16 protein-coding genes and 1 pseudogene are annotated in these 14,244 nt (G+C 70.1%); 15 read left to right on the plus strand and 2 right to left on the minus strand.

All coding sequences use genetic code 11. The features are described 5' to 3' along the window. Nucleotides 1-133 precede the first annotated feature (133 nt). From ACFZDK_RS03695 to ACFZDK_RS03745, 11 genes and pseudogenes are all read left to right on the plus strand, one after another. Entirely contained in the window at nucleotides 134-1,471 is a 1,338-nt protein-coding gene (locus tag ACFZDK_RS03695; protein ID WP_390969372.1) for an ATPase, T2SS/T4P/T4SS family, read from the plus strand. Between the two features lie 7 nt (nucleotides 1,472-1,478). Further along, on the plus strand, nucleotides 1,479-2,423 hold the full coding sequence (locus ACFZDK_RS03700; RefSeq protein WP_390969373.1) for a type II secretion system F family protein: 945 nt from the start codon (nucleotides 1,479-1,481) through the stop codon (nucleotides 2,421-2,423). A gap of 48 nt (nucleotides 2,424-2,471) precedes the next feature. Then, nucleotides 2,472-3,359: a DUF5936 domain-containing protein gene (locus ACFZDK_RS03705; protein WP_390969375.1), complete on the plus strand. Its 888-nt coding sequence runs from the start codon at nucleotides 2,472-2,474 to the stop codon at nucleotides 3,357-3,359. A gap of 14 nt (nucleotides 3,360-3,373) precedes the next feature. Next, nucleotides 3,374-4,594 (plus strand): ATP-binding protein, encoded by a 1,221-nt coding sequence (locus tag ACFZDK_RS03710; protein ID WP_390969377.1) that lies wholly within the window; start codon nucleotides 3,374-3,376, stop codon nucleotides 4,592-4,594. Nucleotides 4,595-4,617: 23 nt separating this feature from the next. Beyond that, entirely contained in the window at nucleotides 4,618-5,367 is a 750-nt protein-coding gene (locus ACFZDK_RS03715) for a response regulator (RefSeq protein ID WP_390969379.1), read from the plus strand. Nucleotides 5,368-5,474: 107 nt separating this feature from the next. Then, nucleotides 5,475-5,660, plus strand: a complete 186-nt coding sequence (locus ACFZDK_RS03720; protein ID WP_390969381.1) for a hypothetical protein — start codon at nucleotides 5,475-5,477, stop codon at nucleotides 5,658-5,660. Beyond that, nucleotides 5,657-6,241: a pilus assembly protein TadG-related protein gene (locus ACFZDK_RS03725; protein ID WP_390969382.1), complete on the plus strand. Its 585-nt coding sequence runs from the start codon at nucleotides 5,657-5,659 to the stop codon at nucleotides 6,239-6,241. Before ACFZDK_RS03720 ends, ACFZDK_RS03725 begins: the two co-directional genes overlap by 4 nt. A 36-nt stretch (nucleotides 6,242-6,277) precedes the next feature. After that, complete coding sequence (locus ACFZDK_RS03730) at nucleotides 6,278-6,862, plus strand: hypothetical protein (RefSeq protein ID WP_390969384.1); 585 nt, start codon at nucleotides 6,278-6,280, stop codon at nucleotides 6,860-6,862. Nucleotides 6,863-6,869: 7 nt separating this feature from the next. Then, nucleotides 6,870-7,499: an OmpA family protein gene (locus ACFZDK_RS03735; protein WP_390969386.1), complete on the plus strand. Its 630-nt coding sequence runs from the start codon at nucleotides 6,870-6,872 to the stop codon at nucleotides 7,497-7,499. Between the two features lie 323 nt (nucleotides 7,500-7,822). Continuing rightward, nucleotides 7,823-7,972, plus strand: a pseudogene (locus ACFZDK_RS03740) (IS630 family transposase); the annotation flags it as partial. Between the two features lie 46 nt (nucleotides 7,973-8,018). Further along, complete coding sequence (locus ACFZDK_RS03745) at nucleotides 8,019-8,591, plus strand: S1 RNA-binding domain-containing protein (protein ID WP_390969387.1); 573 nt, start codon at nucleotides 8,019-8,021, stop codon at nucleotides 8,589-8,591. Nucleotides 8,592-8,842: 251 nt separating this feature from the next. Here the strand turns inward: ACFZDK_RS03745 and ACFZDK_RS03750 are convergent, their stop codons facing one another. After that, on the minus strand, nucleotides 8,843-9,208 hold the full coding sequence (locus ACFZDK_RS03750; protein ID WP_390969389.1) for a DUF192 domain-containing protein: 366 nt from the start codon (nucleotides 9,206-9,208) through the stop codon (nucleotides 8,843-8,845). Between the two features lie 287 nt (nucleotides 9,209-9,495). Between ACFZDK_RS03750 and ACFZDK_RS03755 the strand changes: the two genes are divergently transcribed. From ACFZDK_RS03755 to ACFZDK_RS03765, 3 genes are read left to right on the plus strand one after another with little or no spacing between them, the layout of a single operon-like run. Beyond that, a complete protein-coding gene (locus ACFZDK_RS03755) occupies nucleotides 9,496-11,175 on the plus strand; it encodes a hypothetical protein (protein ID WP_390969391.1) in 1,680 nt (559 codons plus the stop codon). 9 nt (nucleotides 11,176-11,184) lie between these two features. Beyond that, a complete protein-coding gene (locus ACFZDK_RS03760; protein WP_390969393.1) occupies nucleotides 11,185-12,063 on the plus strand; it encodes an LLM class flavin-dependent oxidoreductase in 879 nt (292 codons plus the stop codon). Between the two features lie 40 nt (nucleotides 12,064-12,103). Then, nucleotides 12,104-12,625 (plus strand): GNAT family N-acetyltransferase, encoded by a 522-nt coding sequence (locus tag ACFZDK_RS03765; RefSeq protein WP_390969394.1) that lies wholly within the window; start codon nucleotides 12,104-12,106, stop codon nucleotides 12,623-12,625. Between the two features lie 5 nt (nucleotides 12,626-12,630). Here the strand turns inward: ACFZDK_RS03765 and ACFZDK_RS03770 are convergent, their stop codons facing one another. Further along, nucleotides 12,631-13,140 (minus strand): DinB family protein, encoded by a 510-nt coding sequence (locus ACFZDK_RS03770; RefSeq protein ID WP_390969396.1) that lies wholly within the window; start codon nucleotides 13,138-13,140, stop codon nucleotides 12,631-12,633. Between the two features lie 52 nt (nucleotides 13,141-13,192). Here ACFZDK_RS03770 and ACFZDK_RS03775 point away from each other — a divergent pair, with 52 nt between their 5' ends. After that, nucleotides 13,193-13,987 (plus strand): methyltransferase domain-containing protein, encoded by a 795-nt coding sequence (locus ACFZDK_RS03775; protein ID WP_390969398.1) that lies wholly within the window; start codon nucleotides 13,193-13,195, stop codon nucleotides 13,985-13,987. Nucleotides 13,988-14,244 lie beyond the last annotated feature (257 nt).

Below are 14,244 nucleotides of genomic sequence, written 5' to 3' on the forward strand. Positions count from 1 at the left end.
ATCCGATCAACGACACCCTCCCTGAAAGGTCACGCATTCGATCCGCGCACTTACATCCGACGCCGAGGTCGGTGCCGAACACAAGGCATCAGTCCGATGACTGAGGCATCACTACGGATCCCGAAGGAAACGCATGAGCCTGCGGGCACGCATCAACTCCCCCGAGGAGAACGGCAGCCGGGGCGAGGACGGCCACCTGGTCTCCTCGTACCGGGCCAAGCTCCTGGAGGAGATCGACCTCGCGGAGATGAGCGCGCTGGCCGCCGCCGAGCGCCGGGCCCGTCTCGAACGCGTCCTCGGCCACATCATCAGCCGCGAGGGCCCGGTCCTGTCGACCGTCGAACGCTCCCAGCTGATCCGCCGGGTCGTCGACGAGGCGCTGGGGCTCGGCATCCTGGAGCCGCTCCTCGAGGACGCGTCGATCACGGAAATCATGGTGAACGGCCCCGACGCGATCTTCGTCGAACGCGGCGGCCGCGTGGAGCAGTTGCCGCTGCGCTTCGTCTCGGCCGACCAGCTGATGCAGACCATCGAACGGATCGTCTCGACGGTCAACCGCCGCGTGGACGAGTCGAACCCGATGGTCGACGCCCGCCTCCCCTCCGGCGAGCGCGTCAACGTCATCATCCCGCCGCTCTCGCTCACCGGCCCGATCCTCACCATCCGCCGCTTCCCGCGCTCCTTCACCCTCCAGGAGCTGATCGCCTTCGGCTCGCTCGACGAGCACATGGTGTTCCTGCTGGCGGGCCTGGTGCAGGCGAAGTTCAACATCATCGTCTCGGGCGCCACCGGCACCGGGAAGACGACCCTGCTGAACGCCCTGTCCGGTCTCATCCCCGCCCACGAGCGCATCATCACCATCGAGGACTCCGCCGAACTCCAGCTCCAGCAGTCGCACGTGGTCCGTCTGGAGTCCCGCCCGTCGAACGTCGAGGGCAAGGGCCAGGTCACCATCCGCGACCTGGTCCGCAACTCGCTGCGGATGCGCCCCGACCGGATCGTGGTCGGTGAGGTCCGCGGCGGCGAGTCCCTGGACATGCTGCAGGCCATGTCGACGGGCCACGACGGCTCCCTCGCCACCGTCCACGCGAACAGCGCCGAGGACGCGCTCACCCGGCTCCAGACCCTGGCCTCCATGTCGGACGTGGAGGTCCCCTTCGTCGCCCTGCACGACCAGATCAACAGCGCGGTCGAGGTCATCGTCCAGCTCACCCGGTTCGCCGACGGCGCCCGCCGGATCACCGAGATCGCGATGCTGGACAGCCACGGCAGCGAGCCGTACCGGCTGGTGACGGTCGCCCGCTTCGACGCCCAGCCGATGACCCACGACGGCCATGTCCACGGCGTCTTCCAGTACTTCCCGCTCCCGCGCCGCACCGCCGACCGCCTCTACATGGCGAGCCAGCCGATCCCGCAGGCGTTCGGCGTGGCCCAGCACTTCGACCAGCTCACCACCCGAGAAGCCCGGTAGGCGGCCCATGTCCCTCCACGACCTCGTCTCCCTCACCACCGGCGTCACCCTGCTGGCGGGCCTGCTGGCCGTGGTGGGCCTGCACACCTACGCTTCCGGCCGGGCCCAGCGCGCCGCCCTGGTGGACCGTCTCTCCTACACGGGCGAGGCCCCGCTCAGCGGCCGCCGGCGCCGCTTCCGCAACCTGGACCGCCGGCTGCGCGGCACGGGGATCGGCCGTCGCCTCGAACTCCGGCTGGCGGCCACGGGCCTGGACGTCACCCCGGGCGAGTTCTTCGTCTACATGCTGGCCGCGGTGGTCGCCCTCTGGCTGATCGGCCAGGCCGCGCTGGCCCCCTTCTTCGGCCCGATCGCCGGTCTCCTCGGGGTCTTCGCCGCCGTCCAGTTCCTCAACTGGCAGCGGCAGAAACGCATCGAGCGGTTCATCAACCAGCTCCCCGAACTGGCCCGCATCCTGGCCAACGCCACCCACGCCGGCCTCGCCCTGCGCACCGCGATCGGCATGGCGGCGGAGGAGCTGGAGGCCCCCGCCGGTGAGGAACTGGCCAAGGTCGCCGACCAGTTGGCGATCGGCCACTCCATGGACGACGCCCTGGGCGAGCTGGCCGACCGGCTCCCGTCCCGCGAGCTGGTCGTGCTGGTCACGACCCTGGTCCTCTCCAACCGGGCGGGCGGCCAGGTGGTCAGCGCGCTGCGCAACCTCACCGAGACCCTGGAGGAGCGCAAGGAGACCCGCCGCGAGATCCGCACCCAGCTCTCCCAGGTGACGATGACGTCGTACGCCGTCCCGGCCCTGGGCATCGGCGCCCTGTTCCTGATGAACGGCGTCAAGGACGGCACCCTGGACCGGATGACGGGCACCACGCTCGGCCAGGCGGCCGTGCTGATCGCCTTCGGGCTGTACGCGGTCGGGTTCGTCCTCATCCGCCGTCTGAGCCGGATCGACGTGTAGGTGGAATGTGATATGGCACTGGACGGTATGTGATGGGTGATATGTGACATGGCACTGATCCTGGCCCTCCTCATGGCCCTAGGCGTCTGGGGCGCCTTCGCCGGCCTCCGCATGTACCGCGCGGACGCGAAGCTCCCCGCCGACCTGGCGATCGCCCTGGAGGTGGGCGCCACCCGCACCGGCGCCGCCAACTCCCTCGTCGACCGCATGGGCATGCGCTACGCCCCCGCCGTCCTGCGCCTGATGGGCCCGCGCCTGGTGACCCGGTACCGCCGCAGGATCGACCTGGCGGGCAACCCCGGCGGCCTGACCATCGACCGCTACGCGGCCCGCCGCGCGGTCTACGGCGCGCTCGGCGGCGTGGGCTGCCTGGTCTTCCTCCTCCGCGGCCAGTACCTGATGGCCCTGATCCTGCTGCTCTTCGGCGCGTTCTGGACGGAGGTCGGCATCTGGTCGGCGATCCGGATCCGCAGGGACGTCATCGAACGCACCCTGCCGGACTTCCTGGACGTCCTCGCGGTGGTGGTCGGCGCGGGCCTCGGCTTCCGCCAGGCCCTGGACCGGGTGGCCACGCACTACGAGGGCCCCTGGGCCGACGAACTCCGCATCACGCTCCGCCAGATGGACCTGGGCATGAGCCGCCGCCAGGCCTTCGCGGAGCTCAGACGGAGGAACGACTCCGAGCAGGTCGCCATGTTCGTGACGGCGTTGCAGCAGGGCGAGGAGCTGGGCGCGCCGATCGTGGACACCCTGGTCGCGCTGGCCAAGGACATGCGCCGCACGGACGCCCAGAACGCGCGCCGCAAGGCGGCCCGGGCGGTCCCGAGGGCCACGCTGATGATCACCACGTTCATGGTCCCGGCGACGATGCTGCTGCTGGCCGCGGGCCTGCTGCTGGGCTCGGGGGTCGACTTCGGGTCGATCACGGGGAAGTAGGCGGGGCGACGGCCATGGCGACCAGGGAGGACGACGGGAAGGTCGGGACGCGGGTCGAGCTGCGGGCCCTGCAGGCCATGTGCCGCCAGGTCTTCGGCTTCCGCCTCGCGATGATCGCCGTGGCGGCCCCCGCGGCCCTCCTCAACGCCGCCCCCGGCCTGGGCGCCCGCCTGGTCGGCTCGGCGGTGGTCGTCACCTTCATGATCTCCTACGTCCTCTTCCGCGACTGGCAGCGCTTCGGCCCCCTCCTGCTCCGCCACCCCACCCTCCTGGCCGCCGACACCGTCTTCGGCTCCTTCCTCCTGATCTCGGCGGGCCCCGACACCACCCTCGCGTACGTCAGCGTCTGCACACCGCTGCTCGCCGGCCTCCTCTACAGCTGGCGCGGAGCGGCGGTCTTCGCCTCGTTCCAGTCCCTGATCCTGCTTCTCGTCCAGGAGACCCTGAAGCAGCACGCGAGCGTGGCCGAGTCCCTCCTGCTGCCCGGCCTCTGTGTGATCACGGGGGCGATGGGCTCGACCCTGCGCACACTGATGCTCCGCTTCGGCACCGCCACCGAGGCCCTGGCCGAGACCCGCTCCCGGCTCGCCGCGACGGAGGCGGTGAGCGCCGAACGTGCCCGGCTGGCCCGCGAGATGCACGACTCGCTCACCAAGACGCTGTACGGCGTCGCGCTGATCGCCGACGGCCTCGCGGAGTCGGCGTCCGCGTCCCCGGACCGCCTGGACCCGGCCCTCATCCGCCGGCAGGCGGAACTGGTCGCGGACGCGGCGCGCAAGGCGGCGGCGGAGTCCCGCGACCTCCTGACGGACCTGCGCGCCGGCACGGACGACACGCCCCCGGACGTACTGGACGAACTGCGCACCCTGACGGGCGACTTCACCGCCCGTACGACCCTCCCCGCCACCTACGACGGCCCCGCCGCCCCCGTCCCCCTGCCCTCCGCCACCACCCGCCAGCTGCTCAGCGTGGCGGCGGAGGCGCTGGAGAACGCGCACCGGCACGCGCGGGCGACGAGGGTCGACGTACGGGCCGAGACCACCCCCACCCACCTGGTGGTCACGATCCACGACGACGGCCGGGGGCTCCCCCCGGACACCACCCTCGAAGGCCTGCGCCGCACCGGCCACTTCGGCCTTCTCGGCATGACGGAACGCGCGGCGTCGGTGGGCGCCCGCATCCGACTCACCACCGACAAGGGCACCCAGGTCCGAGTGGAGGTGCCCCTGACATGACGGAGCCGAGGGGAGGCCCCCCGATGCCGTACCACCCCTTCGAGGGAGACCAGGAGCATCCGCCCCCGCCCCTGCGGGTCCTGGTGGCCGACGACAACCCGGTGATCCGCGCGGGCCTGACGGCGGTCCTCTCCGCCTCGGACGACCTCACGGTGGTGGCGGAGGCCGACGACGGCCGCGCCGCCTACGAGGCCGCCCTGCGCCACCGCCCCGACGTCATCCTCCTGGACGTCCGCATGCCGGGCGTCGACGGCATGGCGGCCCTGCCCCACCTGGTGCGCCTGGCCCCGGTCATGATGCTCACCTATAGCCACGAGACGGAGATCGTGCAGGAGGCCGTCCGGCTGGGCGCCGGGGGCTACCTGGTCCACGGCGAGTTCACCACCCAGCAGCTGACCGAGGCGGTACGGGACGTGGGCGGAGGGCGCCCGCACTTCACACCGACGGCGACGAACGCGTTGCTGGCACATATCAGAGACCACGCAACTGCACACGCGAAACCCGAACTCCGTTTCCTGTCCGCGCAAATCTCTTCACAAAACCTTTCGCAACTGCAATCCTCTAGGGGGCAGTCGGCACAGTCCCGGTTTCAACTGAGCGGCAGAGAGGCGGAGATCATGGACCTCATCGCGTCCGGCATGAACAACCAGCAGATCGCCGCCGTCTGCTTCATCAGCGAGAAGACGGTCAAGAACCACATCAACCGCATCTTCGCCAAGCTCCACACCACCACCCGCGCCCAGGCGACGGCCAAGTGGCTGGGGGTGGCCTGAGATGAACAGGATGAACTGGGTCCGCATTTGGGCCCTGGGACCCTCCGCCGATGGGTATGTTCCGTCGTACGTTGCGACGATCGGAACCGAACCCGGAGGGGAGCACCATGAGCGACCTGATGCTGAGGATGCTTGTCGCGATGCAGCGCCGCGCCGACGACCGGGGGCAGACCGCGGTCGAGTACCTGGGGATCATCGCGGTGGTGGTGGCGATCGTGCTGGCGGTTACGGGTACCAGCATCGGCAACGCGATCTTGCAGGCCATCCTGAACAAAATCGGCCAAATCGTGTGACGCGCGTCCGCCGTTACGGCGACTCCGGGCAGGCCTTCCCCATCTACATCACGGTTGTGGGGGGCCTGCTCTTTCTCGCGTTCGCCTACCTCGCGGTCGGCCAGGCCGCGGTGAACCGGAACGGCGCTCAGACGGCCGCCGACGCGGCGGCGCTCGCCGCGGCCATGAAGACCCGTGACGAGCTTGCGGACCAGTGGGTGACGGACGTACTCGACCCGACCAAGTGGCAGGACATCTTCGACGGCAATGTGACGGTGGTCGGCTCGTGTTGGCGTGCCTACGAACTGGCCGCTCAGAATGATGCGACGGCACAGTGCACGGCCGCGTCGCCGCTGAGCTACAAGGTCGACGCCGAGACGAACAAGACCGTCGGCGATTCCGTCGTACCGGGTACCGAGAACATGAAGTCGACGGCACACGCCACCGCCGTGATCGAGCCGCTCTGCACATTCACGTTGTCCGGTCCGGGCGGCGTACTGCCGGAACTCACCTGCAAGGACCGCAACTGGACTCTGGACCCGGCCGATCTCAGCGATCTCCCGGGCCCCGAGGACCTCTTCGACGTCCACCTGGCCGACTGACAAACGGAATCGACGAGTGAAGGAGGAGGCGGAGCGATGAGTGTTCGGTTCACTGCGAAGGCCCGCAAGGGGACGGTCGCCTTGGCCGTCGCGGTCGGCCTAGCCCTCGGCGCGGCCGGATGCGGCGGTGGAGATGGCGGTGGTGACAAGAAGCCCGGATCGTCGGCATCGGCCTCCAACAGCACCGGCTCCCAGCCGAGCGCGCAGGACGGGCAGTCCGCGACGCCCCTCGCCGAACTCTCGGGTCCCTCCGGGCTCCTCCTCCAGGTCACTTCCGCGGTTCGGGACTCGGGCGGCTTCCTCACCGTCAACGCGAACATGAAGAACGACGGCTCCCAGACGGTCGTGGTCCCGGTGGCACTGCGTGGCGACGAGACGGAGATCGTCAAGCACGGTACGTCGCTCGGCGGTGCCACGCTCGTGGACTCCCAGGGCAAGAAGCGTTACTACGTCCTGCGCGACACGGACGGACGACCGCTCACCACGACCGATCTGAACCAGATCCAGGCCGGCCAGACCATCCCCGTCTTCATGCAGTTCCCGGCGCCGCCGACCAGCACCACCGAAGTCACCCTCCAACTCCCCACCTTCTCCAGCGGCACGATCAAGATCTCCGGGTGAGGGCGAAGTGACCACACCACGCCTGCCCCTGACGCTGAGCGCGGCCACGATCCTCGTGGTCACGCAGCTCTACGGTGCGACGGCCGCGAACGCCGACGGCGGCGACCCGAGCGTCCCCCCGGGCACCGAGCCCTCCGCCTCCGCCCCCGTGAAGATCGACCCCACCGATCCCGACCTCAAGCTCCCCGAGGGCGCCACCCTCGCCGAGCCTAAGGTGCTGGACATCAAGTCGGTCGTGGAGGACCAGAGCGGTGACGAGCGGCGGGAGGACACCAACGCGGACGTGACCTTCGCCCTCCAGGCCGAGGTGCTGTTCAGCAAGGACAGCGCGAAGCTGAGCGCGGCGGCGAAGGCGCGGATCGACGCGATCGCGGACGAGATCAGGAAGCAGAACGCGACCCAGGTCCGCGTCTTCGGCTTCACGGACAACCTGGGTTCCTCGGCCCACGGAGACGTCCTCTCCCGCCAGCGCGCCAACGCCGTACAGGGCGTCCTCGACCAGGACCTGAACGACCCGAACATCACCTTCGACGTCCGCGGCTACGGCGAGCAGTACCCGATCGCCGACAACTCCACGGAGGAGGGAAGGAAGAAGAACCGGAGGGTGGAGGTCACGTTCCCCCGGACGGGGAGCTGATGCGCGGTGCGTACTCGGGGCCCGACGAAGCCGTAACCAGCTAGCCGCCGTGGCGGAGGTGGGTGGGATCGGTCTCCGCGCTCTCATGTAGGAAATGGCGGCACAGACTCTGGCCCCGAGCAGATCAGGCCACGGGTCGAGCGCACTCGTGCCCTGCTCGCCAAGCGGTTCGGGCGATACGTGACCGACGAGCAGTCCGCAGAGGTGCGGGCCAAGATGCGGGACGCCGGCGCCGCCCACCGGACTGGACCGCTGACGGAGAGTTGTGGCGACGGTCATAGTTCCTGGAGCGCGTCCAGGGCGTACGCCTTGGTCACGGGGCCCTCCAGACATGGGCCTTGCACGCCTACCTGTGCTGGCGCAACGCCAACGCCCGCCACCGCGACGTCCTGGCTGCCGAACGCAAGGAACGCGCCCGCATCCGCAGCGGGAAAGGCATCCGCTGGGGTGGACGTCCCCTCACCACAGCGTGAGCGCACTTCCTACCCAGTGCGCAGCTCATCGTGAAAGGCTGGACGCATGATGGGGGGACCGTCTGAGAACCCAGAACTCTGGGCATTCCTGGAGTCACTGCACCGCGGCGAGTTCCTTTCCGGCACCGTCACAGCGATCGAACGGTTCGGAGTGTTCGTGGCGCTGGACGACGGGCCCGCCCACCCGGTCTTCCCCGGCGTCGGATTCATCTCCTTCGCTGAACTGTCCTGGCGACGTTTCGAGGCAGCCTCCGACGTCGTGCAGATCGGACAGCGCGTCTCATGCGAGTTCCTCCAGTTCGACACGTGGAACCTGGAGGCCAGACTGTCCTTGAAAGCCACACAGCCGGACCCCTTTCAGGTATTCGCCGACACCATCGCGGTGGGGCAGAAACTGCCTGGCCAGGTCACCAAGCTGATCCCGTTCGGCGTCTTCGTCCAGGTCGCCGACGGAATCGAGGGACTGGTTCACCTGCGAGAGCTTGCCCGGACACCGGTGGAGACTCCATCAGATGTCGTCCAGGTCGGCGACAAGATCACGGTGGTCGTCACCGAGATCGACCGACAGCGACGCAGGCTAGCCCTCTCCCGACGACAGAGCTCATCCGCCGGCGTGTGACGCGCTGCGTTCCCGCGACAGTTCCCTTGCGCGAGTGCCGCTGAACGTCTGTTCAGCCACAGGAAGACACACGCCCCAGGCCGGTGAACCTTTGCGGTCACAGCACCAGAGCCACCCTGGCCGAGGTTGTCCGCGTCAGCCAGGGCGACTGGGGATTCGGCGAGGCAAGGCAACCAGGCGGCGGCACCCGCGTGTGGGCGGTACTGCCACGAGCGCGTGCCGGTGCACACCCCGGCGTCAGAAGGGTTGGCCTACTCCACCTCGATCGTCACCCGCGTGCTGGCCTTCATGCCCCAGGTCGCCATGGCCCCGGCCTCCGCCTCCAGTACATGCCGGGAGCGCAGACGGGGCCGGCCCAGGCGGCCGGGGCGCATGGTGCGCACGGCGATCACGGTAAGGCGGCGGTCGAGATAAGCGACGTCGATCGGGATGCGCATCCGGAACGTGTGGATCCCGTTGGCGGGGGACAGCAGGATCGCACCCTCAAGGCCATCACGCCCCAACAGCCCTTTGGCGCGGGCGCGATAGGAGGTGGCGATCTCCAAAGGGACGGTCGCCTTCGTGCCACCGTGCCCATGTACGACCAGCGTTCCGAATCCGTTCCGCCAGCGTCCCACTGCAGGTACCTCCCACCGCCCGGCAGTTGCATGCGTGACGTGAACGAACGTACAGGAATTGGTGTAGGCGGTTGGTACCTGATCAGTCACCGCTGCGGCTGCTGGTTGGGGGGCGGGTTACCGAATGCCGCTGCGGTTGTTGGCCGTGGTCGGCTGGTGTGTCGTTCGATTGGGTGAACGGGACTGCTTCTTGGGGTGTTGCGCGGGTGGGGAATGCATGATCGGTGGTGGCGGGTTCGTTCGAGATGCTTGGGGGGCTGGTGGCACGCAGGCGGGGGAGGAAGCGCGTGTTGCGCGTGCTGGCTGCCCCGTTCACGGTGGCCGCTCCGTCAGGGGCGAGGATCCGGGACCGGCTGAAGGACCTGACAGTGGTGGACGTGAAGGTTCTGGCACTGGTCGGTGAGCACTTGGGCCGCCATCAGCGAGCGGATCTGGCCGTCCGTGTCCGGATCGGAAACGTCCCGGCGAAGCAGACCGGCCGCGCGGGGCGGAAGAAGCGGTTGACGGCCCTTTCCTCGTCTCGGTGGGCGGGGGCGATGACTCGGGCTTCGGAGGATCAGTACCAGCTGTCGATGCGCTGCCTGGCGGATGAGCGGGCAGGTCTGCGGCGCCGGATCCGCAAGATCGGGCAGCGGCTGGCGGTGGCATGCGGGCAGAAGCATGGCCGGGTACGTGGTTACGCCGACCGGGCCGAGCGCTGGCAGAAGCAGCGGCACCTGAGCAAGCTTGAGGCCCGTCTTGTGGTGGTGGAGCAGCAGATCGAGCATGGGCGCCCCGCGATCACGCTAGGCGGGCGCAGGCTGGCCGGGACCCGTCACCACCTCGCCGAGGCCGGCCTGACCGAGGCCGACTGGCGAAAGCGGTGGGCTGCTGCCCGGCTGTTTCTGACCGCCGACGGGGAGTCCGGTGCCCCGCACGGCAACTACACCATCACCGTCGATCCCGAGGACGGCTCGGTCACGTTGGTGCTGCCGGAGCCCCTGCGGTATCTGGCCAACGCCCCGCGCGGCCGCTACCGGCTTGCCTGCACGGTCACCTTTCACCACCGTCATGCCGAGTGGCTGGACCGGGTCAGCGCCAACCGGGCCGTTCGCTACGACATCGTGCATGACGCCGCGCGCGACCGCTGGTACCTCGACGCCTCCTGGTCCACCAGCACTCCTGTCGTTCCGACGCCGGAGGAGATCCGGGCGTCCGGCGCGAAGCTGCTGGCTGTTGACCTCAACGCCGACCACCTCGCCGCCATCGTTCTCGACCCGCACGGCAACCCGGTCGGCGAGCCGCGCACGATTCCGCTGGAGTTGACCGGTTCCACCACTACCAGGGACGGGCGGCTGCGAGCGGCGATCACCCGCCTCATCGCCGTTGCCCACGACAACGGCTGTCCAGCGATCGTGATCGAGAACCTGGGCTTCGCCGACGCCCGTGCCACCGGCCGGGAGACCATGGGCCGTGGGCGCGGGGGCAAGGCCTTCCGTCGCACGGTCGCAGGCATCCCCACCGCACGCTTCCGGGAACGGCTGAGCTCCATGGCCCACCACCAGGGCCTGGCTGTCATCGCGGTGGACCCCGCCTACACCAGTATCTGGGGCGGGACGTACTGGAAGCGCCCGCTCCAGCAGCAGACCAAGACCATCGTCACTCGGCACCATGGTGCTTCGGTGGCGATCGGACGGCGCGGCCTGGGACACAGGATCCGGCGTCGGCCAGGTGTGACCGCACCCGACCAGAGGATCGGGCGACGGAGAGCTACCGGCCAGGCCGTATCCCTGGCCAGGCCGCGCGGGACCACGGGCCCACCCAGGACAGCGGGCACGCCTCACCAGGGCGGCAAGACCCGACCGTGCCGAAGTGGCCAGCTCGTGCTGTTCCCGGACCTCGAAGACCGTTCGCGAGGTCACCGGGCCCCAACCGGCCCGGTTCGCGAGGAGTTGGCCAACATTGGCCAACTCCCTCAGGAATGGTAGGACGTCCCCATGACTTCACTCGGTGCTGTGTTCCGTCCCCAACTGCCCCCCGAGCGGCTGCGCGATGTGGTCCGGCTCGCTGACGAGGTGGGGCTGGAGGAGTTGTGGCTGTGGGAGGACTGCTTCCGGGAGGGCGGGATCTCCACGGCCGCCGCCGCGCTCGCCTGGAGCGAGCGGGTGCGGGTCGGGGTCGGCCTGTTGCCCGTGCCGTTGCGGAACGTGGCCATCACCGCCATGGAGGCGGCGGCGCTGCACCGGATGTTCCCGGGGCGTGCCGTCCTCGGCGTCGGGCACGGTGTGCAGGACTGGATGGGCCAGGTCGGCGCCCGCGCCGAGTCCCCGCTGACCCTGCTGCGTGAGCATCTCGACGCGTTGCGCGCGTTGCTGCGCGGGGAGCGGCTCACCGTCGCCGGGCGGTACGTCCGGCTCGACGACGTCGCCCTCGACTGGCCGCCGGCCGGTCCGGTCCCGGTGTTCGCCGGCGGCGAGGGTCCCCGCACGCTCCGCCTCACGGGTGAGGCCGCCGACGGGACCATCATGACCGCCGCCACCTCGCCCGACGGCGTCCGCCGGGCGCGCCGCCTCATCGAGGAGGGCCGGGCGGCGGCGGGGCGGGACGCGGGCGAGCCGCACCGGGTCGTCGTCTATCTCCTCACCGCCACCGGCCCGGACGCCGCCGCCCGGCTCCGGGCCGAACTCGTCGCCGAGGGGCTGGAGTCCGTCCCCGACCTCGGTGTCGCCGGAGACGCGGACGCCGTCGCCAAGGCCGTGCAGCGGCTCGCGGAGGCCGGCGCCGACAGCGTCGTCCTCCAGCCGACGGCGGACGAGCCCGACCCCGAGGGCTTCGTACGGTTCACCGCGGAGGAGGTCCGGCCGCTCGTGCCGTGAGGCCGACGGCGTTGTCAGTGGCGGGTGCCACACTCGCCGCATGACGACCGACAAGAGGACCGACGAGGCAACCGACAGGACGAACAGCGACGTCCGGCTGCGGCCCGTGCTGGACGACGACCTCGAACTCTTCCTCGCCTACGAGCACGACCCGGAAGCCGTCCGGCGGTCGAGGTTCACGCCCCGGCCGCGGGAGGCCTTCCTCAAGCACTGGAGGGAGCGGGTGCTCGGGGACCCGACCGGCAGGGTGCGGACCGTCCTCGTGGACGGGGCGGTCGCGGGGAACATCGTCGCCTGGTGGGAGGGGGAGCGCCGGTTCACCGGGTACTGGCTGGGGCGGGCCTACTGGGGGAGCGGCGTCGGCAGCCGCGCCTTCGCCCTCTTCCTCCAGGAGGAGACCGTACGGCCCCTGTACGCCGACCCCTTCGCGGAGAACACCGCCTCCGTACGGCTGCTGGAGAAGAACGGCTTCGTCCCGTACGGCGACCCGGAGCACCCCGTGGACGAGGAGGGGTACGTCCTGCTCGTGCTCGGCGGTGGCGGCTCCCCTGACGCCCCCTGACCCCGTCAGGCCGTGTCCGTCACCCGCGGGTGATCACCCGTCGCCCCGTCGATCAGCTCCCGCACGATGTCCATGTGCCCCGCGTGCCGGGCCGTCTCCTCGATCATGTCGACCAGGACCCAGCGGAGCGAGACGGTGATGTCGCGCCAGGACGGCCGGCCGAGGGTCTCCAGCGGTCGTCCGGCGATCACGCGGTCGGCGGCGGCGCGGGCCCGGCCGTAGAAGTCGACGATCTGCCGGGTGGTCTCCCCGGGGCCGACCGTCATGTCCTCGGTGGCGGGGTCGAACCACAGCGGCTCGGCCTCCTCCCCGAAGGACTCGACGAACCAGCCGTACTCCACCGAGGCCAGGTGCTTCACCAGCCCGAGCAGGTTGGTGCCGGACGGGGTCATCGGGCGGCGCAGCTGTTCGTCGTCGAGGCCCTGCAGTTTCCACAGCACCGCGTCCCGGTGCCGGTTCAGGCTCGCGTGCAGGGTTTCCTTCTCACCGGCGGTGTACATCTCACTGGTCGTCATGGCGGGGGAAATTATCAGCGGCCACTGACAACCGGCTGGGAGCATGCCGACCATGACAGAGCAGCAGCGCTCCTTCGAGGACCTCGTCGCCGAGGGCACCGCCGTGCCGACCGAGGGCTGGGACTTCTCCTGGTTCGAGGGCCGCGCCACCGAGGCGCGCCCCTCCTGGGGCTATGCCCGGGCGGCCGGTGAGCGGCTCGGCCGGGCCGCCGCCGCGCTGGACATCGAGACCGGCGGCGGCGAGGTGTTCGCCTTCGCCCTCGGTACGGCGGCCCCGCACCGGCCGGCCCTCCTCGCCGCCACCGAGGCCTGGCCGCCGAACGTGGCCAAGGCGAGCGCCCTGCTGAGCCCCCGCGGTGTGGTGGTCGTCGCCTCGTCCGAGGGCGCCCCGCTGCCGTTCGCCGACGAGACCTTCGACCTGGTCCTCAGCCGGCACCCGGTGCGGGCCGACTGGACCGGGATCGCGCGCGTGCTGCGGCCCGGCGGCACCTACTTCGCCCAGCACGTCGGGCCCGCCAGCGCCTTCGAGCTCGTCGAGCTCTTCCTCGGCCCGCAGCCGGAGGCCGTCCGCGCCGGCCGCGACCCCGCCCGCGAGCGCGCGGAGGCGGAGGCGGCCGGGCTGGAGATCGTCGGCCTGCGGGCCGAGCGGCTGCGGATGGAGTTCCACGACATCGCCGCCGTCGTCCACTTCCTGCGCAAGGTGGTGTGGATGGTGCCCGGGTTCACGGCCGAGGCGTACGAGCCCGAACTCCGCGCCCTGCACCGGCGGATCGAGAAGGAGGGCCCCTTCGTCGCGCACAGCGCCCGGCACCTCTTCGAGGCCCGCAAACCGGCGGTCCGGGCCTGATGCACCGGCCTTGGAATGCCAGGCGGCGAAGAATGGCCAAGAACCGCCGTTCGGCTCCCCGGACGTGCCCCCGGCCCCCAGCCACCCCAAACGATCAACACCGGGCATGTCGTGATGCTCTGGTCCAATAAGGTCAACCTGTGCCGTAGCTCGTAGATCTACGCATAAGCGAACGCGAGACCCGTCCGTTCATGTTCCATTTCCACGGAGTTCCCACATCGTTACCACCATCGCTTCGCATGAACCTGTCCGTTCAC

It is taken from the genome of Streptomyces sp. NPDC007901 (genome assembly GCF_042959465.1).
GTDB lineage: Bacteria > Actinomycetota > Actinomycetes > Streptomycetales > Streptomycetaceae > Streptomyces.

Excerpts from the sequence above, each read along its gene's own strand:
- ACFZDK_RS03720 (WP_390969381.1), top strand. The coding sequence starts at position 5,475 with ATGAGCGACCTGATGCTGAGGATGCTTGTCGCGATGCAGCGCCGCGCC.
- ACFZDK_RS03765 (WP_390969394.1), top strand. The coding sequence starts at position 12,104 with ATGACGACCGACAAGAGGACCGACGAGGCAACCGACAGGACGAACAGC.
- ACFZDK_RS03775 (WP_390969398.1), top strand. The coding sequence starts at position 13,193 with ATGACAGAGCAGCAGCGCTCCTTCGAGGACCTCGTCGCCGAGGGCACC.
- ACFZDK_RS03745 (WP_390969387.1), top strand. The coding sequence starts at position 8,019 with ATGATGGGGGGACCGTCTGAGAACCCAGAACTCTGGGCATTCCTGGAG.
- ACFZDK_RS03710 (WP_390969377.1), top strand. The coding sequence starts at position 3,374 with ATGGCGACCAGGGAGGACGACGGGAAGGTCGGGACGCGGGTCGAGCTG.
- ACFZDK_RS03715 (WP_390969379.1), top strand. The coding sequence starts at position 4,618 with ATGCCGTACCACCCCTTCGAGGGAGACCAGGAGCATCCGCCCCCGCCC.
- ACFZDK_RS03770 (WP_390969396.1), bottom strand. The coding sequence starts at position 13,140 with ATGACGACCAGTGAGATGTACACCGCCGGTGAGAAGGAAACCCTGCAC.
- ACFZDK_RS03700 (WP_390969373.1), top strand. The coding sequence starts at position 1,479 with ATGTCCCTCCACGACCTCGTCTCCCTCACCACCGGCGTCACCCTGCTG.
- ACFZDK_RS03705 (WP_390969375.1), top strand. The coding sequence starts at position 2,472 with ATGGCACTGATCCTGGCCCTCCTCATGGCCCTAGGCGTCTGGGGCGCC.
- ACFZDK_RS03730 (WP_390969384.1), top strand. The coding sequence starts at position 6,278 with ATGAGTGTTCGGTTCACTGCGAAGGCCCGCAAGGGGACGGTCGCCTTG.
- ACFZDK_RS03760 (WP_390969393.1), top strand. The coding sequence starts at position 11,185 with ATGACTTCACTCGGTGCTGTGTTCCGTCCCCAACTGCCCCCCGAGCGG.
- ACFZDK_RS03695 (WP_390969372.1), top strand. The coding sequence starts at position 134 with ATGAGCCTGCGGGCACGCATCAACTCCCCCGAGGAGAACGGCAGCCGG.